The 20,977-nt window shown below is 33.0% G+C and carries 23 protein-coding genes; all 23 read right to left on the reverse strand.

The window, feature by feature from the left end; translation table 11 throughout:
• Positions 1 to 248: 248 nt before the first annotated feature.
• The 23 genes from ABC382_RS12290 to ABC382_RS12400 all read right to left on the reverse strand — a co-directional run bounded on the left by ABC382_RS12290 (position 249) and on the right by ABC382_RS12400 (position 20,795).
• A complete protein-coding gene (locus tag ABC382_RS12290; protein ID WP_412926855.1) occupies positions 249 to 1,136 on the reverse strand; it encodes an SGNH/GDSL hydrolase family protein in 888 nt (295 codons plus the stop codon).
• Positions 1,137 to 2,084: a Gfo/Idh/MocA family oxidoreductase gene (locus ABC382_RS12295; protein WP_412926856.1), complete on the reverse strand. Its 948-nt coding sequence runs from the start codon at positions 2,082 to 2,084 to the stop codon at positions 1,137 to 1,139. It abuts the gene before it with no gap.
• A complete protein-coding gene (locus ABC382_RS12300; protein WP_412926857.1) occupies positions 2,084 to 3,013 on the reverse strand; it encodes a Gfo/Idh/MocA family oxidoreductase in 930 nt (309 codons plus the stop codon). The genes ABC382_RS12295 and ABC382_RS12300 overlap by 1 nt, the downstream gene beginning before the upstream one ends.
• 465 nt (positions 3,014 to 3,478) lie before the next feature.
• Positions 3,479 to 4,165: an acylneuraminate cytidylyltransferase family protein gene (locus tag ABC382_RS12305; RefSeq protein ID WP_412926858.1), complete on the reverse strand. Its 687-nt coding sequence runs from the start codon at positions 4,163 to 4,165 to the stop codon at positions 3,479 to 3,481.
• A 14-nt stretch (positions 4,166 to 4,179) separates the two neighbouring features.
• Entirely contained in the window at positions 4,180 to 5,325 is a 1,146-nt protein-coding gene (neuC, locus tag ABC382_RS12310; protein ID WP_412926859.1) for a UDP-N-acetylglucosamine 2-epimerase, read from the reverse strand.
• Between the two features lie 6 nt (positions 5,326 to 5,331).
• Positions 5,332 to 6,381, reverse strand: coding sequence for an N-acetylneuraminate synthase family protein (locus ABC382_RS12315; RefSeq protein ID WP_412926860.1), 1,050 nt, complete (start codon positions 6,379 to 6,381; stop codon positions 5,332 to 5,334).
• Between the two features lie 38 nt (positions 6,382 to 6,419).
• Positions 6,420 to 7,556: a polysaccharide pyruvyl transferase family protein gene (locus ABC382_RS12320; RefSeq protein ID WP_412926861.1), complete on the reverse strand. Its 1,137-nt coding sequence runs from the start codon at positions 7,554 to 7,556 to the stop codon at positions 6,420 to 6,422.
• Positions 7,553 to 8,767 (reverse strand): 6-hydroxymethylpterin diphosphokinase MptE-like protein, encoded by a 1,215-nt coding sequence (locus ABC382_RS12325; protein ID WP_412926862.1) that lies wholly within the window; start codon positions 8,765 to 8,767, stop codon positions 7,553 to 7,555. The genes ABC382_RS12320 and ABC382_RS12325 overlap by 4 nt, the downstream gene beginning before the upstream one ends.
• Before the next feature lie 3 nt (positions 8,768 to 8,770).
• Positions 8,771 to 9,109, reverse strand: coding sequence for a DUF8042 domain-containing protein (locus ABC382_RS12330; RefSeq protein WP_412926863.1), 339 nt, complete (start codon positions 9,107 to 9,109; stop codon positions 8,771 to 8,773).
• 4 nt (positions 9,110 to 9,113) lie between these two features.
• On the reverse strand, positions 9,114 to 10,814 hold the full coding sequence (locus ABC382_RS12335) for a motility associated factor glycosyltransferase family protein (RefSeq protein ID WP_412926864.1): 1,701 nt from the start codon (positions 10,812 to 10,814) through the stop codon (positions 9,114 to 9,116).
• Positions 10,815 to 10,905: 91 nt separating this feature from the next.
• Positions 10,906 to 11,718 carry a flagellin Hag gene (gene hag / locus ABC382_RS12340; RefSeq protein WP_412926865.1) on the reverse strand — a complete coding sequence of 271 codons (813 nt, stop codon included), beginning with the start codon at positions 11,716 to 11,718 and terminating at the stop codon, positions 10,906 to 10,908.
• Between the two features lie 182 nt (positions 11,719 to 11,900).
• Positions 11,901 to 12,119 carry a carbon storage regulator CsrA gene (gene csrA, locus ABC382_RS12345; RefSeq protein ID WP_008178850.1) on the reverse strand — a complete coding sequence of 73 codons (219 nt, stop codon included), beginning with the start codon at positions 12,117 to 12,119 and terminating at the stop codon, positions 11,901 to 11,903.
• A complete protein-coding gene (gene fliW / locus ABC382_RS12350) occupies positions 12,119 to 12,562 on the reverse strand; it encodes a flagellar assembly protein FliW (RefSeq protein WP_322611289.1) in 444 nt (147 codons plus the stop codon). The genes csrA and fliW overlap by 1 nt, the downstream gene beginning before the upstream one ends.
• A 14-nt stretch (positions 12,563 to 12,576) precedes the next feature.
• Complete coding sequence (locus ABC382_RS12355; protein ID WP_412926866.1) at positions 12,577 to 13,140, reverse strand: DUF6470 family protein; 564 nt, start codon at positions 13,138 to 13,140, stop codon at positions 12,577 to 12,579.
• Positions 13,141 to 13,200: 60 nt separating this feature from the next.
• Positions 13,201 to 14,103, reverse strand: coding sequence for a flagellar hook-associated protein FlgL (gene flgL, locus ABC382_RS12360; protein WP_322611287.1), 903 nt, complete (start codon positions 14,101 to 14,103; stop codon positions 13,201 to 13,203).
• 55 nt (positions 14,104 to 14,158) lie between these two features.
• Positions 14,159 to 15,751, reverse strand: coding sequence for a flagellar hook-associated protein FlgK (flgK, locus tag ABC382_RS12365; RefSeq protein ID WP_274795621.1), 1,593 nt, complete (start codon positions 15,749 to 15,751; stop codon positions 14,159 to 14,161).
• A gap of 16 nt (positions 15,752 to 15,767) precedes the next feature.
• Entirely contained in the window at positions 15,768 to 16,268 is a 501-nt protein-coding gene (locus ABC382_RS12370; protein WP_412926867.1) for a flagellar protein FlgN, read from the reverse strand.
• A gap of 27 nt (positions 16,269 to 16,295) precedes the next feature.
• Complete coding sequence (flgM, locus tag ABC382_RS12375) at positions 16,296 to 16,556, reverse strand: flagellar biosynthesis anti-sigma factor FlgM (RefSeq protein ID WP_274795619.1); 261 nt, start codon at positions 16,554 to 16,556, stop codon at positions 16,296 to 16,298.
• A gap of 123 nt (positions 16,557 to 16,679) precedes the next feature.
• Entirely contained in the window at positions 16,680 to 17,093 is a 414-nt protein-coding gene (locus ABC382_RS12380) for a TIGR03826 family flagellar region protein (RefSeq protein WP_274795618.1), read from the reverse strand.
• A gap of 69 nt (positions 17,094 to 17,162) precedes the next feature.
• Positions 17,163 to 17,585, reverse strand: coding sequence for a ComF family protein (locus tag ABC382_RS12385; RefSeq protein ID WP_412926868.1), 423 nt, complete (start codon positions 17,583 to 17,585; stop codon positions 17,163 to 17,165).
• A gap of 160 nt (positions 17,586 to 17,745) precedes the next feature.
• Positions 17,746 to 19,134, reverse strand: coding sequence for an ATP-dependent helicase ComFA (locus ABC382_RS12390; RefSeq protein ID WP_412926869.1), 1,389 nt, complete (start codon positions 19,132 to 19,134; stop codon positions 17,746 to 17,748).
• Positions 19,135 to 19,179: 45 nt separating this feature from the next.
• A complete protein-coding gene (locus ABC382_RS12395) occupies positions 19,180 to 20,022 on the reverse strand; it encodes a DegV family protein (RefSeq protein WP_274795614.1) in 843 nt (280 codons plus the stop codon).
• A gap of 227 nt (positions 20,023 to 20,249) precedes the next feature.
• A complete protein-coding gene (locus tag ABC382_RS12400; RefSeq protein WP_312504913.1) occupies positions 20,250 to 20,795 on the reverse strand; it encodes a nuclear transport factor 2 family protein in 546 nt (181 codons plus the stop codon).
• Positions 20,796 to 20,977: the final 182 nt, after the last annotated feature.

Here is a 20,977-nt window from a genome sequence, read left to right on the forward strand (position 1 = left end):
CCTCCTAGAATTTTTCAAATCTGACTATTGGTAATATCGGTTAAAAAAAAAAGAATTTCAGTTTCTCTATAAAACATCAATAAAAAACTGAAATTCTCTTATTTATATTATAAGTAACGCAGGAAAAGCGATAATCAGACATGACCAACTTAACATTTAGTTGCAAGTTAAATTTTATTAAAACTAACCTAAAAAAGATTATTTATAACAGGACTTAAGATAATTATGCCAACAATATAGGTTAATTTCTAATTTTTTACTTGTTTATAGATTTCATTTATTAAAATACCTAATTCATAATCATAAATATTTGATGCGTTAATAAAGTTTATTAATTCATATAAAAGATCAGTATCCTCAGTTTCATATGCTGTGACCATTAAATTGTAGATTGTATCAATATTTTTTGGATACTCTTTATACGAACTGTAAAAAATCTCCTTCAATTCATTGTAATTAGTCTCTTTATGAATCATATAACCTTGTCTTGTATTTACTATACCTTTAATTATTTTTAATAATTCATTTGCAACTAATCGGTTTCCTTCTACATTTAAATGCTGGTGATCTGGTAATAAATATTTTTGAATTTCTCTAATATCTATTTGATTTTCTAAGGGTACGTAAAAGATGTTTTTATAATCTTCCTTAGAACTTAATATTTTATTATAACTTTTAATAGCTTCGTTTATTTTAGGAAATCTACTTTCCATTTTTAAGGATGTAGGGGCTATTCCAATAAGAATTAATTTACATTCTTCTCTAAATTTTAAATATGACAATATTCTATCCAAATAAACAGCAAACTCATCTTTAGGTACCCGTTGTTTTCCATTTAGTTCATCTCTAAACCAGCAATCTACAATACCTACATGTAAAATTATTATTTCAGGTTCGTGGAAGAATAAGTAATCTATGAATTCCGAGTATACTCCAGCAATGGTTTGGCCTCTTTTAGATTTATTTATTAGTTCTATATAGGGATTAAACTTATATGTCATTAATAAGTCTTTAATAATAATTGCTGGATAAGTTTGCTCATAACCGACAGCTAATTCTTTTTCATCAAATGAAAAAGAATTAATTCTATGCGGGCGAGGTAAGGATAAGGAATCTCCGGCTATTAAAATTCTCATCTATAAACCTCCATTAATTTTCTCATACATAAGGAATAATTCAGTTGCTTCATTAATACACAATAAATTTTCAGAAAATTCCCCACCATATAAAAAAGCCTCAGTTTGTCGAAAAACCCCTGGCTTATAGCGAATATCTAGTGAATCATCTAATTCAACGGCTTCAATATTTAAATTTCCTATTTTTTGCTTCTTTAATTTTTCAAATGGCCTTAATAAATAACGGCTACTTTTAGTCATTAATTCTAGATTCCAACTACCTGGTGAATTCCAATTAGCATGATATGAAAATAAAATCTCCTTTTTGGTAATTCCAGCCCCTACAAAAACACTGCCTCTGGGATGCCAATCAATGTGACTTTGTGTTATTGTTTTAATTTCTTTTGGTATCCCCCCTAAAAAGAAAGCAGTATCTACAACATGAGTTGAATTTGCAATAAACCAATTGTTGAGTTTAAAAATTGAACGGTTACCATCATTTAAACGATATGCCCATTCATTAAACTCAAAAAAGAAAGATGTTAATCCACCTTCTTGTTCAATTCTTTTTTGAACTTCTAATATAGAGGAATAGAATCTTCTATTGTATCCAATATAAACGTTTGAATTCATTTGTTGAGCTAATATGAATAAAGAAGATATATCTTTATATGTAAAAGCGCCTGGTTTTTCAATTAAAATATTTTTTATTCCCTTTTTAATTAGATACTTAGAATTTACTTCTAAATTCTCAACATTAGTAGCAACAATTGCGTAATCAGGTATACTGGTAAGTCTATCAAAAGCCTGTTCAATACCACCTCTAATTACAGGAATGCCTGTAGCAGCTTCAAATAAATTAGCGCTATTCTCACTTCTTCCGATTACTTCAAATTTTACATTTAAATCTTTTAAAACTTCCGCGTAGCACTTTGCCATGTTTCCTGCACCAACTAATAATACATCCATTATGTTATCGCGCCACCTCTACCATTTAGAAACTTATTAAAAGCTTTTAATAACATTATATGTTCCTGTTTACTTTGAGAGTAACTTACCAAATCACAATTATTATATTGTTGTAATTGTTCATATACTAAATTTGTCAATTGACTTTGATACTCTACATTAAAAGAATAATCCAAATCATTTATAGAATAGATTCCTCTTGATTCATAAATTTTTATTTTTTGTGTTTGAGATGAAAAATATATTGATAATGGTTTTTCACCACTTTTGAATGATTCAAGTACTAATTTATGCTTTTTTGGTGTAGTAATTGTTATTCTACCAGTAAAATCCACATAGCCAGGTCGTTTATTTTCCATAATTTCTTTATCTAACAATGAAATATCAACGTCAGCATTTTTCTCTTCAACAATAAACAAGAATAAATTTAAAAAATGAATAGCATTGGATGACATATTCCAATTCACGCCAGAAACTTTACACTCTATTGAATGAGATATTTCAATTTCATTTTTCAATTTTTTATATGACTGCCACATTGGTCTAGAACAATTCACATAAACTTTTGTGTTTACTCTATTTAAAAGTTCATTTGCTTCATTATATTCTTCATAATTCGGAAAAAGAAATTTTTCCAATAAAATATATTTTACTAATGCATGTGAAATTAATTGTTTTAAGACTAAAAGTCTTTGTTTAGAATTAGTTGAAATTACTACGAATTCCAATTCATTTGGTAATTCATTAATATTTTTTAAATATGTTATTCTTGTGTTACACAGATTCACTTCATTTAATCTAGTTTTACAAAGATTCCATGCTTTTTCTAAAGGGTCTACAATAAATAAATTTACATTATCAATTAAAGCTAAAGCTTGAAGATGACGACTCCCTAATTGGCCAGCACCAATAATAGCTAAATTTTTCATATTTCACCTTTTTCCATCGTATTAATTTTCATTTCGCGAAAACTCTCTTTTTACTAACCTGACCTCTAAAATTTAATTTTATACTGTACCAGTTTGAAAAAAGAGCAAACTAAGTTAAGAATACAAATACAAATTATTAATAAATGTTTCAAGAATTAGTGAAATTGAGTAATGCCGACCATTCATGTAAATCCTCAGAGTAAATTTAGAGATAATGCTCAACAAAAAAATTGACATTGACTGTTATTTCTTTTATAGCCATGAGCATGATAAAAATACTTACATTCAATTTGATTCTTCTATTTAATATTTTTACCATAAATCGAAAAAAATTTAAGAAACTCAATACTAACGGATGAAAAACTTTTCATTTGAAATCAATTATCATTTCAATCTAGTGCCACTTTTTTATACTGGCTTTAAAAAGCAGTATCACGCCACCCAATATACTGACTCAGTTAACTTTTAGATACCTTTATTTTTTTGTTTCAGCATTCTTTTTAAAGTCTCAAGATCACTATGTTCATCAATATCTAAATGATAAGATCTATCCATGAGATACCCAATTTGATTATCATTTAAGCTTGTATCTATTGTTAGATTACTCACGCTATTTATATAAATTGCCCCATTGACAATATAGTAAAGAGGAAAATCCTGTCTTCTTACAGTGCTACCGCCACTTAATAATGGAAAAACTTGATTGTTTTGACCAACCCTTCTTATAAGAATAGGATGATCTATAACTGGAGACAAACTAACTAGTGATTCGGCTTTTTTTTCGTAAATTAATTCAATTGCCTCATCAATTTGTTTAGATTTTCTCAATGGTTGCGTTGGTTGTAATAAAACTATGTAATCGTAATATTCATTTAGTTTATTTAATTGTTTTAAAATATACATGATAACTTCAATTATTTTTGTATAATCAGTAGCAAGATTTGGAGGTCGTAATTGAGATACTATAAAACCTAATTTTTCACAAGTTTCAGCAATTTCTTGAGAATCTGTAGATATATATATTCGATCGATATATTTAGAAGCTTTTGCTTCATCTAAGGTATATTGAATAAGTGGCTTTCCTTCTATCTCTACAATATTTTTATTCCTTATACCTTTACTACCTCCTCTTGCAGGAACAATTGCTAACACCTTTTTCCTTCCAATCATGTATACTTTAACACCTTTCTATCAATGAAGCTTTTTTGTAAAGAGGTTTTCCAAAAAAGTTCATCATTAATAACCTTCAAAAATAATTCATCACTATTTCCTTGGCCAAATTGCGTATTGTATGTTGCTTCTTTTCTTCCTAAAACGTAATTTACACTTTCCACCATTTCATCTACGATTTCATCACAGTGAATTATATGTTTATGACTTTCATTGTATCTACCATTTTGACGGGTACCTACATCTATGGCCATTATATTGTATACTTGTGCTTCTCGTATTCCTGAACTAGAATTACCAATAATAAATTCAGCATTTTTTAATAATGTTAAAAAAAATTCAAACCGAATAGAAGGAAACAATAAGAAGTTAGATAATTTCTCTAATCTATTATATTCTTTTATAATTTCTTTATTTCCTAAATCGTTATTGGGATAAATGACAATATAATTTCTTTTTGAAGAAATTAAACCATCGACAAAAGACTTTGCTTTATTTTTTATATTCTCAACATCAGTGGTAACCGGGTGATACATTGCAATTGCATATTTATCAAAATTAATTTCATATCTTTCTTTTACCTCACATAAAGAGGGTAATTGTTTAGATTTCATGATATCTATATCAGGTGATCCTATAATATGTATATTTTCTTCACTTTCACCTAGCTGTAAAATTCTTTCTTTTGCTTCTTGATTACTTACTAAATGAAAATGTGCAAATTTAGTGATAGCATGTCTAATTGATTCATCAATCGTACCTGATACCTCACCACCTTCAATATGCGCAACAAGTACATTATTTAAAGCGCCTACAATAGCTCCTCCTAATGCTTCAATACGATCTCCATGTACTACAATTAAATTAGGGCGAATTTCTAATATGTATTCACTTAGCCCCTTTATTATATTACCTAACGCTTGATCTGTACTCGTTTCAGTAAATTGATTAGCAAAATGATACACATTTTTAAATCCATCTTTCTCAATTTCCCTCCAAGTTGATCCATACAAAGGCATAAGATGCATTCCTGTTACAAATAAATATAATTCATAATTTTCATGCTCCTGTACTTTTAGCATTAATGTTTTCAATTTCCCGTAGTCTGCCCGTGTACCAGTTAAAAATAAAATTTTCTTCACTAATTATCACCTATTGCTAATATCATCATAACTTAAATGTTGTCCTTTTTTTATTTCTCTTTTCGAAAATTTCCCTAAAATATTCTGAAAATCAGCTGCCGCTATTTCCCCAATACCAGGACGCTTAACCCAAATATTGCTTTTTGAAAAACTTTCATTTGGTGCGATGTCTTTAATAGCTACTACAGTAGCAAATGCAAAATCAATCGTCGCCCGTTCTTCTTCGACAGCTTCTTTTTTTCCTCCACGCATAAGCGCAATTTCTTTGGATGCCTGGATAAGCTGAGTAAGCTCACTAGGTGTCATTGAACAAATAATATCCGGTCCTAAGCGTGATTTACTATCTGTAAAATGTCTTTCTAAAATACTTGCTCCTAAAGCAGTGGCTGCTATGCAGGCATTATTATTTAATGTATGGTCTGACAAACCTATTACTGCATTCGGAAATGTATCTTTTAATTCCTGCATTGCACCTAATCTAACTAAGTGTGCAGGTGTAGGGTATACATTAGTACAATGTAATAATGCATAATCAATCTCATAAGCTTCTAAAATTTCTACAGTTTTCTGTATACTATTAATATCATTCATTCCGGTAGAAACAATCATAGGTTTTCCGAAGGAGGCTATATGTTCTATTAAAGGATAGTTATTACATTCACCTGATCCAATTTTATATGCTTCTACACCTATTTTTTCTAATCGATCAGCAGCAGCTCTTGAAAAAGGAGTACTTATAAAAATCATACCTTTTTCTTCAACATATTCCTTTAATAATCGTTCATCTTTTTCATTTAATGAGCAACGTTCCATTACTTCATAAATTGAAACATCTGTATTCCCTGGAATTACATTTTTTGCACTTGGACTCATTTCATCTTCTATAATATGAGTTTGATGCTTAATAATTTCTGCTCCTGCCTTCCATGCAGCATCTACCATTTCTTTTGCCACTTCAAGTGAGCCTTCATGATTAATCCCAATTTCAGCAATAACAATTGGCGGATAATCTTGTCCTATTTTGCGTCCGCAAATTTCTATAAATGGATTTACCATTTTTTCATTCCCACCTTTCTCATACATCCTTTTAAGATTTATAATTTAAAACCATTTTCCTTCAACCATTTTTCTAATAATTGATATACAATTTCTTTTTGCTTAACTAATATTTGATTTTTGTTTCCTTCACTTAATAAATGACCGGCTGTTTGTTTATTACAAATTAATTCCGTTTGTTTAGAGATCTCCGTATTAAAATTATCATTATTTATATTAAGTATCCAATTGGATGCTGCAATCTCTTTGTACAACTTTTCATGTTTTGGGTAAGAAATTATAGGTATAACAGGGACTCCTAATGATAATGCACATATATTAGCGTGGAATCTCATAGCAAAAATTGTTTTACAAGATGTATAGTATTCAAAAGTCTTTAACTCTTCATCCTGAATAAGAGAAGCAATTGAAATTCTCGTACGTGTATATTCATTTTTTATGTAAGGTAAAACATCCATAATAGCTTGGTAATCTGAAATAATATGTGGGAAAAATATAATATTATAGTTTGTTTCTTTACAAATGCGATTAATTTGTTCACCTATTATACTTAAAAATTGTAAATATGTTATATTTTTGTAGCGGGTTTCTTTCATATCTAATGCAATATTAAATCCAATTGAATCTACTTTTGAAGATGTGTCAATTAAATCTTTAACAAAAAATCCATGATCAGGAATAACATGGATAAAAGAACTAAACTCTGAAAAGTACTTTTTTACTATTTCATAAGAACCATCATTACGTACAGTAAAGAATACATTCTTTTTTTCTTTTAATATATATAAAAATTTCCTGAATTTTTCAATGTTATCTTTATTCAAGCCTTTATTATCATCAATTCCTATTCCATTTATAAAAATTGGTTTAGTTATGGACTTTAAATTTTCTTCAGAAATATCAAAAGTTGTACCTGTAGCAGAATAATCCCAGCAGAGTTCAAAAAAATTCCCACCACCAATAACTAAAATATCATGTTCATTAGCCATTTCAACAAATTTTTTATCGAACTCCATTTGACCCCAACTTCGATAAAACTTCCTTATTTCTAACCTAGTAATTTCTAAATCCTTCATTTCTTTACCAATTAAACGGGAGAGTTGGGAGTAAAAACCTGAATGATTTGCTACATCTCCAATATTCCCAGAGAAACTCGCTAAATGTAGTATTTTCATACAACAATCCCCCTGTCGCCAACAATTCTTATTAATTGTAATTCATTAATATATGGTGCATTTATAAGCTTAGCTCCATTCTTGGCAGTATTATATACTTTTAAGTTTGAATTCTTCAGTTTTTCACTAAACCAATAAAAAAATGCATATAATGTTGGGTTAGTATAAATATAATCATCATCATTACTTTTCAATTTACGAAGTTTTTCTGTATTTTGTACTGTCTTTCCAGATGTGGATTCTTGAGCATGTGTATATTCACCTTTAAACCCCATATCTTGACCAAATAAAATAACAGCTTGGTAATTCTGTTTCTCTATATAACTAAAAATAGTTGTACTAACAGAACCACCTGTTTCAATTAGGGTAGCATTATTTGCCTTTGCATATTTTTCAGCAGATAAATAGCCTTCTTGTAAAAGAATGTAGCGCTTTCCTCTATGAAGTCTTATAGCTGTATGGTTTGCTGTTGAAAGATAAAATAAAGCCCCCACATATTTTGTGTATAGAAGTTGCTTTTGCATTGTATCATTAGCATCTGTAATAAAAACTCCCATCGGAGTTATACCTTGTTTCTCTATTACATTTAGAGCTGCTCCACACACATAAATATCTACAGAGTGCTCAATTTTTTTTAGCCAGTGCACAGTTTCATTTAAAGAAGGGCCAGCTGCAACTAGGCAAGCAATTTCATGTCGTGGTTGCGGATAGTAAAAACTATCTCCTAATTTATAATTCAAGTTAAAGTTTTCACGTAATAAATCTTTATTTATTTTATAAGAACGTTGTGTATTTTTCATTACCTCAAGAATTGGAAAAAGCGGATGCATTTGTCCAATAGCCCTTATCCATACATCAGGAATTAAAATCTGTATATTTTCTTCAAATTTAATATCTTTTAACGTATTTGTTATTATTAAATTTGATTTTCCTTCAAATTGGACTAAGCCATATTTTTTAAAAATTCGATACTCTTCATCTTCAAAATAATATACAATTATTTTTTTTTCACTGTTAAGGCAATTTAAGAGAGCTTCAATGTGATAACCAATTCCTAAACCTATTAAAAAATAAGCATCTTTGCTTAAGTCTATTTCTTTTTCTATCCAATTTTTAGCACCCTGCTTTGGTTCATAATGACTATATATAGAAATATCATTAACTAAAAGAGTATACTGTTTGTTACGTGTTGGTATTATTTTATATTTCATTATTTACACCATGAATTGTATAGGTAGTAATTGTTCAAAAAAAGGTATAATTTCATATTCGAAAATATCTGCAACTAGTAAATAATCTTGCTTGTTTAAACCCTCATTTATTTCTATTAAAAAATCATTTATTTTAGTTACATCAAAAATAACACTCACTTGGTTACTATTTAATAGTGTGCTAATTTCTGAAAGCCAAAGGGTACCTTCTGAGAAATCACTTACAGCATTTAACGCTGCATTAATATTTTCATTTCTAAAGTTCTCCACTATGTACATAGCTCCGCGAGGGACTTTTTGTATATATTGGTTATAAGTATCTATAATATCTAAAATATCCATTTTTTTATTCTCCTAGTAACTTTTCTGCATCTTCTTTAGCTTCCTTTGCAAAATCAATCGTTTTTTCTATAGCTTCAATAGTTTTAGAGTATAAATCAATATTTTGTCGATATACTCTAGAATACATTTCTTCACGTGTTTCTTTACCTTTAGGTTCATAAAAATTCATAATATCTAAAGTAATAGGATCAAAGATTTTTTCAGATGGAACTTTTGTTTTCAATTTTTCTACTTTTGAGTCTACTTTATCCAAAGCCGTCAGTGTTTTTTGGGAAAATTCATGATTTGAATTATTTGTTTTAAGAGCCGTTTGTCCTTTTTTAAGTTCTACTAAAATCTCCTTATAAATTGAAATATCTTTATTAATCACATTTCGATAGTGTATATAACTTCCATTCTGTTTATTAGTAGTTTCATATAAAGAAACAATGTTTTCTCTCTTAACAAATTGATCGCAAAATTTTAAAAATGGCATTTGTTTCATTCCATTAATTTTTAATCCGCCTTCAGTGCAATTATATATTTTGTCTTTTAACTCTATACTTTGAATTATTTCTTCAAAACAATGTTTCATTGTTATAAAGCTATGGTTTGTCAAAACTGGTGTACCATAATAACCTTCAACTTCAAAAGGTTTTACTTTTTCCAAGAATTTTTGGGTAATTGTTTGATTATTTTTATTGCCCTTAGCGTGTGTTTCATTGTTTAAATATGCTAAATCTTGGCCGATTAAAGCGATTTCTCCCGTTGTTAAAAATCTTGCAATACTTAAAGCAAAATTTGCAACTGATCCTCCACCATGTATTAAGGGAAGATCAATATTAAAATTTCTTTTTAAATAATTGTGTAATTTAGAACTTAAAGAATCTAAAAAAGCATAACGTGGTAATTTATAATTTTTTTGAATCATATAATTATTATCACAAGAATAAATTAATTGTGCCTTGTTCAACTTTTGTTCTTTAAAGTGCTTTTCATAATTTGATAAAGCGCCTTCAATTGATATAATATAATCTGGCTCAATTCCATTTTTCAATAATGTTGTAAGTGTAGAGCCAGCCGCTATTAAAATAACATTGGGTAATATTTCCTTTAATAAAGACAATTGTTTAGTTAGAGAAGGACCGCTAGAAGCTATTACAATTGGACAATTATATTTTTTTTCTAGTACATTTAAAGATAAATCTACATAAGAATATAAAGTATTTTTAATTTGATTTTCTTGCCAAGCTTCACTCTTCCATCGAATAGTATTTGTAAAAATTTCATTAAAGCTTTGTTTATCTTTTATTCTTAACAGTAAATCCCTATAAAAATCAAGGAAAATTTTATCATAATTGGGTAAACAAATAATATTTATTTTTTGACTATAAAATCTTAGTTTTTTATCAATTTCTTTCTCAATTTCATCTAAATCCATACCATTATAAACTGTATATGGTCCGACATTATTGTTAATTAACTCTTTAAGCGGTTCAATAAATAAAATTTTTTTAGCGTCAATTTTTTGTTTTTTTAATTCTTCTGCTAAAAAACCTTGGCCAAATCCAAAAATGATATTAATAAACCCATCCTTAAGTTCTTTTTCTAAAATCCGTTTTGCTTCTTTTTCAGGATCATATTTACTATGTATTAAAAAACCATTTATTTCCATTGTCTCTTTACCTGTACGTGTTGGTATAAACTTAATTGCTAAATTATCCATTTATAATACACCTCACAAGTTATATCGACATTCTCTTAAAATTATTAAGAAGGTTCTCTCATAATTTTGAGAGAACCTTCTTTTACAAAAATTATTGTAATAATTGTAATACGCCTTGAGGCTGTTGGTTTGCTTGAGCTAACATAGATTGTGCTGCTTGCATTAAAATATTGTTCTTCGTGAAGCCCATCATCTCTTTTGCCATATCTGTATCGCGAATACGAGATTCAGCAGCAGTAAGGTTTTCAGAAGTTGCACCTAAGTTGTTAATTGTGTGTTCTAAACGGTTTTGTACCGCACCTAGAGCCGAACGTTGAGTAGATACTGTTTCTAATGCTTTATTAAATGTAGATATTGCTACATTAGCACCTGATTGAGTACTAATATCAACACCTGAAACTCCTAATGTAGCTGCTGTCATACTTGAAATACTTAAGCTGATTGATTGTCCAGTGTTAGCACCGATATGGAATTTTTTACCAGAGAAGCTACCGCTAAGTAACTTTTGAGTATTGAATTCTGTATTATTAGCAATACGTGTAATTTCTGAAGCTAGTGCATCCACTTCTTTTTGTAAAGCATCACGATCAGAAGTTACGTTTGTGTCATTTGAAGATTGAACTGCTAATTCACGCATACGTTGTAAGATTGCATGAGTTTCGTTAAGAGCACCCTCCGCAGTTTGGATTAAAGAGATTGAGTCTTGAGCGTTTTTAGTCGCCATATCAAGACCACGGATTTGTCCGCGCATTTTTTCAGAGATTGCTAAACCAGCAGCGTCATCGCCAGCACGGTTTACTTTGTAACCTGAAGATAATTTCTCAAGGTTTTTAGAAGCTTGAGTGTTGTTGAAAGTAAGGTTACGGTGTGTGTTTAAAGCTGAAATGTTGTGTTGAATTCTCATTTGGAATTCCTCCTTGAATAATTGTTTTGTTATTCCACATCCGTGTGGAATTCGGGTTAGGTAGTATGTATTTACTTCCCGCCCCTTACAAACTATATATCGTAATTAGTTGGAAATGTTTAATAGTTTTTTTAAAGATTTTTTATTTTTTATGTAATAGATTCAAAATGAACATTAATCTCTTATTTTTTCTTCAGCTGCTCTAAGAAGTTAGTTGTTGAAGAAAGAGCTTCTTTATTTTGAGCTTGTATTGCTTCAAAAACTTCCGAACGATGTACTTTTACCGTTTTTGGAGCAACAATACCTAGTTTAATTTGCTCGCCTTCTACGGCTAAAATCTTTATTTCAATTTGATCACCAATCATGATCGACTCATCTTTTTTTCGTGAAAGGACTAGCATTATTTTGCACTTCCTTCCAATGACTGCATTGGGTAACGTAATGGATAGGATTTACTATCTTGAAGGACAATTTGTTTACCGCATTTTTTTTCGATATTAATGATTAAAGGTGCAAGTAAATTAATAGTTGAATCTTGGAATGTGTCCTTCATTGTTACTATTGAGTATGTTAACACATCCTCTTCCTTCTCTAGGTATAGCTGCTCAAGATCATCTTCACTTATATCAAAGCTATAATCTTTTTTGAAAGCAAAAGGGTATGCAATGATAAAACCAATTTCAGGCCGCTCAACTGATTGTAATATTGCTAACGGAAGGTCTGCATCAATCGGTAGCAATACAAATTTTCTCTCCCCCTCAAATCCAAGTAAGCCGTGTTCAAATGTAAGGATATCTTGTTCACCAATCTCGACTTCTCCCAAAAATTTAGTAGCAATTTTCATTTATAAACTCTCCTTTAAATAATGACATCGATGTCAACATCTGGTCTTTGTATCATTGTACCAGTTACTTTTCCTGGTGTGTATTCATGTATAGGTTTGTTCACTTTGGCGTCAATTACTGGGTCTCTTCGTTGAATATTGATATCCGTTGTACCTGGAGTGAAATTAATTTTGACCGATCCTATTGATGGTACAAATTTAACATTAAATTGTACACGGTGGGGACCGTGGTTTTGCTGAGCGATATTTTGAATTACTGCACGCCCTTGATCTTTCCCTGAATTCTCCATAATTTGTCGTCCTTCTCTTGCTCTTCGTGCCATTCCTTTTATTGCCTCTTGTTTCCCTTTTTCAGCGTAATTTGCACTTGATTCTAAAGGACCGATCATTCCTATATCTCTTCTCGCCTGTGAGGAGTCAATTTTCAAAACACTTCTCGTTGTATTTATATCTAAAATAGCGGCTGGTTGTTCAATATGTTGTGTCGCTTTAGGTTGTTCAATATGCTGTTGAGGTTTAGCGATATGAAGATCAATCTTGGCATCTATTGTCCGAATTTGTATTTGGGGTAGCCTCACAATAATATCCCTCCTTCAAGAAAAGCGTCTGAACAAAAGTGTCCAAACGCTTTTAACATATTAACGAATAAAATCCACTAATGTTTGTTGAATGATTTTAGAACCTACTGAAAGAGCAGCCTGATGAATAGATTCGTGTGTCACCATTTCAGTAATTGCTTTTGCATAATCGACAGACTCATTGTCTCTAAGCTGTTTTGTGACGTTAACCTCACGTATACCTAGTCGATTTTCCATCATCTCTACACGATTTTGACGCGCACCAATATCTGCCTGTGCTTCTAAAACTTTATTATGCATGGCTGTTATATCATCATTCGTAGTTGATGAGGATACACCACCAAGCATGCTAGCAATTTCTTCACCTGTTTTTGTAGGATCACCTAGTAAATCAGAAATTTTCCCCATCATATCATCTATATTCTTAAACAAATCATTTCCTGGTGTATTCACAGAGAGCTGAATACCATCATATATTTCTACTTTTACGCTCTCTTGATTAGTATTTGGATTTATGGCACCTCCTATAAATAAAGGTTCGTTAGTTCTTGTTCCACTAAATATGTAACTACCACCAATATTAGTATTCCCTACATCCTGTAATTGTTGGCGAATTTGGTCAATTTCGCTTTTAATTTTTTCACGTTCTTCAGGTGTGTTTGTATCATTAGCTGCTTGAATAACAAGTTCGCGAACTCGTTTCATTTGCTCACCAACCTGGTTAAGTGATTCATCCGTCGAATCCAACCAGCTACTTGCTGTAATCATATTACGAGTATATTGTTCAACTTTAGCTAAATCTCGGCGATAACCCATTCCTTTAACTGCAATTACTGGGTCGTCAGATGGCCGAGTAATTTTTGAACCGGAGTTGATTTGGTCTTGGAGCTTTGACATTTTACCATAGCTGTTATTTAAATTGCGTAGCATGTTATTTGAAAGCATAGATTGTGTTACACGCATTCTGAAAAAAACCTCCTTCTTGTAAGTTTAAGAGAGTTATCTCTATATATTATGGTTATAGACCAACTCGACCCATACCATTAATGATTTTATCCAATGTTTCATCGACAACCGTAATCATACGTGCATTTGCATTATACGCTTGTTGGAATGTAATCATATTTGTCATTTCTTCATCTAAGGAAACTGCACTTACAGCATCACGGCTATTAGATACCATAAGACGCTGGGATTCAGATGTCGCAGCTAAACGTAACGCCTCTTCACCATCTACACCAACTTTTCCGACAATAGCTTGATAGAATGATTGTAAGCTTGCGTTATCTATATCTGCATATAATTTATGTTGCATATTTGCAAGTTCGTAAGCATTCTTACCATTTCCTTCTTCTGTTGGGTTAGAAGATGCAGCTAATAGGTTGGGGTTTTTTAGGATATCTTCATTAACCTTGATTCCACCAGCACCAGTACCTTCAAAGAAAACGCCTCCTTGTACAGAAGCATTGATGATGTTTCCATTTGCATCTTTTTCTTCAAGTGTATAACCTTTTGCATGTTGTGCATTGAATTCTTTAATAAATGCATTGGCTAATTGATCTAATTTTTGTAAAGTTTCTGGGTAGTATCCTTTAACATCGCCACCCGCACTTTGATAACCAAATGAATTAATTAATGAAAGTAATTTCCCTTTCGATGCTTCAAAATCTTGCTGTTTAATGGCCGTTTGTGTACTAGTGACAGTGCCAGCCTCATGTACATCTAAAGATTCCAATCCTGTTAATTGTAATTCAGAAAAAGAGTTTGTAATATCGTCGCCTGTCACCTTAGTGCCATTTGTACCCATTGCTGTAAATTGAGCGAAATCTTTACCGTTTACTAGATCTCTGACAATACCATCTGTCCCTTTAAAGGTAATTTTCAAACTTCCTTCTGCAACCTCTGATGCTAAACCACCTGAAGGAATACGTTCAATTGATACTGGGATATACTCATTTAATTTATCGACTAAAGTATCACGAACATCATATAAATCATTCGGTACATGTCCACTTGGTTCGACCTCTTGTATCTGTTTATTAACCGCTGCAATTTGTTTAAGGATGGTATTAATTTGAGTTGTCGAAACATTAAGTTCATTTCCAAGATTGCCCTGAATCATTTTTAATTGTTTATCAAGGTAATTAAAAGATTCAGCTAAGTGCTCTGCACGGCTAATAGCTACTTGACGTGAAGCACCATCTGCAGGCTTAGTCCCCACATCTTCAAGCCCTTTCCAGAACTGCTCGAATGCTTTATCTAAACCGAATTCCGAAGGTTCATTCATGACATCTTCCATTTGTGCTATAGCATTTGTTCTAGATTCCCAATAACCAAATTTATTTGTTTCTTGACGATATTGGCGATCGATAAATTCACTGCGAATACGTTGGATTGAACTTGCTTCAACCCCAGTACCAAGATGTCCTGGATAAGTAGGTTGGTTTAAGCCGGCTGTTGGAAAACCTGGTGTCGCCTGCATATTTACTCGTTGGCGAGAGTAACCTAACGTGTTAGCATTTGAGATATTGTGTCCTGTTGTGTATAAAGCTGTTTGTTGTACGAAGAGGCCGCGTTTGCTTGCTTCTAGGCCCATAAATGTTGAGCGCATGTTTCTTCCTCCCTTGTTATGCTTGTGAATCGAAATATGATTTTTTAGCTATATTGTTTGTGCCGCGGACCTCATTGCTAGAGTAATTCATTTGCTCTGTGCGAGGTCTTACGGCGTCTAGTGTTAGGTTGACGATTTGTAGAGATTGGAAAACGAGTTTTTGATTTAGATCATTTTGTTTTCGTAGGTCTTTGATGATTTGTATTAAGCGTTCGCGAACTGCTGATAGTGTTGCTTTGTCAGCTTGTTGTTCAGCAGCCTCGATGACATCTGCTACAGTTGTTTTGTCAGTTGAAGCAAGTCCCTTTGCTTCAAGGTAGTCCGTTACCTGTTTCTGACGCTGTTGCTCGAGCTTATCGATGGCTGCTATGTGTGCCTGCTCATCCTTGAGCAATTGGTCTAGAGCTTCGATATCGCCAGCTTTGATGATTTCTGTTTTTTTATAGGCTAGTTCAAGTAAGCTTTTATGCATTCTCTCTAGCATCGTTAGTGTAGAACTAATCGCTTCTACAGACATATCGCTATACACCCTTTCTGCTATTCCCTAGAAACGATAATATTTCAGCATATCCTCCGCTACTTTACGAGCATCTACTTTGTATTCACCAGATTCAATGTCTTTTTTCAATTGCTGTACGCGGTCAGCTCGTTCTGTACTGTAGGTTGAAACTCCTTGCAATTCCTGCGCTGCCTTTGAAATTTCAATTTTATCTGCAAAAGAAGCTTTGTTTGTATCTGATTTTACATTGCGCACTTGGTTTTTATAGGCGTTCACCGCATTAATTCCATAAGATGTAATTTTCATATCGAAACCCCCTATCTAAAAATCTTATCTTACTATTATTTCGGATTGTCTCACATAATGTTAAGTTTTCACATATAAAAAAGTGTGCTAATTTTGTTTAAAATTAACACACAATTCCAGTTATTAACGTTTTCGCTCTGAGTGATACGTGACACGATCACGTTGCTCTACACTTTCACGGAATTCCTTTGCCGCTTCAAATGTACGCAAATCGGCCTTTAATTCATCCTGACATTTCGTACAAAGCTTGCCTTTCGTTGTCAGGTGACCACAGTTATCACATGGATAGCCAAGGTTAGGGAACATGGCTGGTTGCAAACGACCTTTGCGAACCCATCTGTATAATAGCTCTTCTTCTGCGCCTGTTGCTTCCACAATGCGTTCAACTGTTGCTGCACGGTTTTCGCGTTTACGTAAGAAGCGATAGACGATTTGATACAGTTCTTCCTCTGATTGTGCACATTTATGACAAACCTCTCGGACCCCTGTATAATTGAAAAATTCATTACATTTTGGACAATTACGAACCTCTGCCATCTATTTTCCTCCTCTTACAACATTTCTTATCTATGAATGTTATTTATTATACATTACACTTTGGTATTTTTAACCTTCAATTAATGTGAAGTATTGGACATTTTTAGCACCTGCTTGTTTTAACACATCTGCAGCATGCTGTAAAGTCGTTCCTGTAGTTTTTATATCGTCAAATAGAAGATAATCTTTATGCTCCACGTGTACATCCGTCAACAAGCGAAAAAGAGGAGCCGCATGTATCCGTTGTTCTCTATTTTTAGAGCTTTGTGTCTCGGTAGTAGTCTTTTCTAGTAGCTGAATATATGGGACATGAGCAGCCTTCAATAGTTCCTCTGTATGCGAAAAGGTGCGTTCCTGTTGTTTGAGGGGATGCATGGGAATTGGAATAAAAGTCGCCTTTTCTTTCTTAAAGCGAGTATATAGCTCCTGACGAAATACTTTTGCGAGGGCTACATCTTGTAGAAATTTAAACTGGTGTAAGAAATCTTTCATGGGATCATTGTATTGATAGAGAGCGGTAGAGGAGTTTGAGCGTTGAAAGTGAGAGGTACATCTTTCACATATAGTCGGAGAGAATTGCTTTATTAAAAGTGTGTTCCAGGAAATCATGGTGTTTAATGATTGAGAGCATATTAAACAACGCGTTTCTATTTTATTCATTGAAAAATCCTTTCTTATTATAAAAAAGAATTTTTGCACGCGCCTCGTCCATCTCTGTCGTAATACCGTGATGAAAGTATAGGACGTCCCCATCAGGAAATTGAATATTTCGTCCGACACGGCCTGCGATTTGAATAAGTGCACTAGCTGTAAAAACGGGGGATTCAGCCCCAATAACAGCCACCTGGACATTGCTGATCGTAATGCCTCTTTCTAAAATAGTTGTCGTTAATAATCCTGGCACTTCTTTATTTCGCAGTTTCACCACTTTCTCTTTACGCTCCGAATCCTCTGCATGCACAGCAAGTATATGTTCATTTATTAATTGAAAAAGTGGTGCTGCTATCTTCATTAAACTAATTGTCGGGAAAAATATTAAAAATGGTTCATTTCGACTCAAACGCTCCTCTGTCCATTGTTTAAGCTTCTTAGGAATCTTACCTCTATTAAAGCTTTTTTCATAGCCCCACAAAGCATGAAATTGAGGGACTGGTAATGGGTAATTGTGATAGCGCTTTGGGATAAAAGAGTAGCTTTCTTTGTGAAAAGACTGAAGTAACTTTTGTGCAGGGGTTGCAGTGACATATACAATGGGAGCATCATTTCTTTTCGCTTTTTCAACCGCTCTTTGCAATGTTTCATCAAATGTATAAGGAAAAGCATCTGCCTCATCTACAATCATGACATCAAATGCTTGTTCAAATCTGTAGAGCTGATGGGTCGTCGCAATGACAAGCTGAGCATAACCAGCTTGCTTGGATGCCCCACCATACAATGCATGAATGATCGTTTTAGGAAAAACTTGCTGAAAGCGTGGATAGAGCTCTAGTACAACATCTGTGCGTGGTGTTGCAATACAAACACGCAAACCACGCTTTAAGGCATCATGAACCATAGGAAATAGCAGCTCCGTTTTACCAGCGCCGCAAACCGCATGGATTAGATGCGAGCGTTGTGCTTGCACACTTGCTAATGCTTCATTTGCAGCCTGTTCTTGTAATGTAGTAAATTGTCCTGTCCATTGTAAGATATGGTTGCTCGTCTTTATCGCCTTAGGACCTGTCCAAACCATTAATTGTGTACAGCTACTTACCCTCCCCATCTTGATACAATGCCGACAATAAATACATGGTTGCTGACACTTTGAACAATCAAATATCGTGAATAATTGTCGATTTGTATTATGGCAACGATTGCATTTTATAACTGGCTTCATTTGAACTCCTTCTATAAAACAGAAGTATTTATGATTGATTGCTTTATCCATATCATCTTTTGAAAATGGAGCATGATTTTTCAGCCAAATGCGACCTTCATGGAAATCACGCATTGCGGGCGGTACTATCCAGCCTTTATATCTCATTAATCTTTCTCCCTTCATAGAAAAAAGCCTCTACTTTTGCAGTAGAGACTCATTCAATTCAAATTATTTTTTTGTCCAGCCTAAGCCTAGAGATCCTTCACCTAAATGTGTTCCGATGACCGGACCGAAATAGCTTAGTTTAAAGTTTACATGTGGGTACGTTTTCGCTAATTGTTCAAGCCATTCTTGTGCCTCTGCTTGGCAATTACCGTGAATGACCACCGCATCCAGTGCATCATACTTTTTCGCATCCTCTGCTAGCAGCTCTTCAACTCGCTTTAATGCCTTTTTACGCGTTCGAATTTTTTCGAAAGGTACAATGACCTTGTCCACAAAATGCAAGACTGGCTTCACTTGTAAAAGACCTCCGATTAAAGCTGCTGCTGCAGATAAACGTCCACCACGTTGTAAATGTGCTAAGTCGTCTACAATGAAGTAAGCACGAATATATTGCTGCATGTCCGCTAATGCTGCAAGGATATCTTTTGCTGAATAGCCCTCATTCGCCATTTCAGCTGCTTTTAAAACATAGAAGCCTTGAACCGCACAGGATATTTCACTGTCAAAGGCATGAACCTTAATACCTTCTACCATTTCACCTGCTTGTATTGCACCTTGATATGTTCCACTAATACCGCTCGATAAATGAATGGAAATAACCTCGTCATATTCTTTCGCCAGCTCATCAAAGAGAGCGACAAATTCTCCGATTGGAGGCTGTGTTGTTTTCGGAAATTCCTTTGCACCACGCACCTTATCATAAAATTCAGATGCTGTGATATCTACTTCTTCTGCAAATAATTGACCTGAGATATTAACGCTTAAAGGAATCATATGAATGTTTAAGCGTGCACGTTCCTCAGCCGTAATATATGCAGTACTATCTGTTACGATTGCCGTCCTCATCTAAGTCCACTCTCCTATGATTCTTAGTTTACAATCTATTCCTTCTCGCTGCAATTGTTGTTGTGTCGTTACACTAAATGAAAACAAAAAGAAATGAATGTGAAATGAATGACGTTCACGTTTTTTGCCATTCAGAATGGTGCTAGTAAGCAGCTTCCATTTCACATTCATTTTTTATGTATATAGGCTTATCTTCACTCAATTAGGTTGAATGAAGATAGCTCCTGTTAATTGCCTGTACTTGATTGTGAGTCATCACCAATATAAAAGACACTTGTTACTTTCCAATCGTTGTCTTCTTTCACAAAGACGGTTACTTGACGTCCTGCACTTTCATGCTCGACATTTGTCTCAAGTTGAAGAGAGTGCATTTTCATATTGGCAAACACTTGAGCCTCTTCTGGTTCATATTTAGCAATCGTTACGTTTTCTACATCACGCTTAATATCAAATTGCTCAAATACTTCTGATGCATATGTTTTTTCTTCATCGTATTTAAAACCTTTTGGATTTTTCGAAATGGTCTTCATATAACGATCAATTTCTTCAGCGTTCAACGCTGCAATATACTCATCAAAAGATGCTAATATAGCTTTTTCATCTGCTGCTGGTACGTTTTCAGCTTTTTCTACGTTACCACCCATCATCTCAAAGCCTACTGTACCATCATCTATTACTTTTTCTCGTTCTTCGTCACTCATTTTCTCATCTTTATTACCACAGGCAGTTAACACTAATAAGATTAAAACTGCTAGAAAACTTTTCTTTAACATCAAAAAACCTCCCGCGCATATTGTAGCATATAAATGCTGTCGTAGGAATTTTGTTGTGCATTTTCAACATTTAGGTGCTACATCTTCCTTATGACGCATTAGGCTGTAAAATGTTGCATGGTCTGTTAGTTTTCTTGTTAAATGCACCTTTTGCGATGTTACAAAATTGTGAATGACTCGCT

This window comes from Lysinibacillus phoenicis (genome assembly GCF_047238325.1).
Classification (GTDB): domain Bacteria; phylum Bacillota; class Bacilli; order Bacillales_A; family Planococcaceae; genus Lysinibacillus; species Lysinibacillus irui.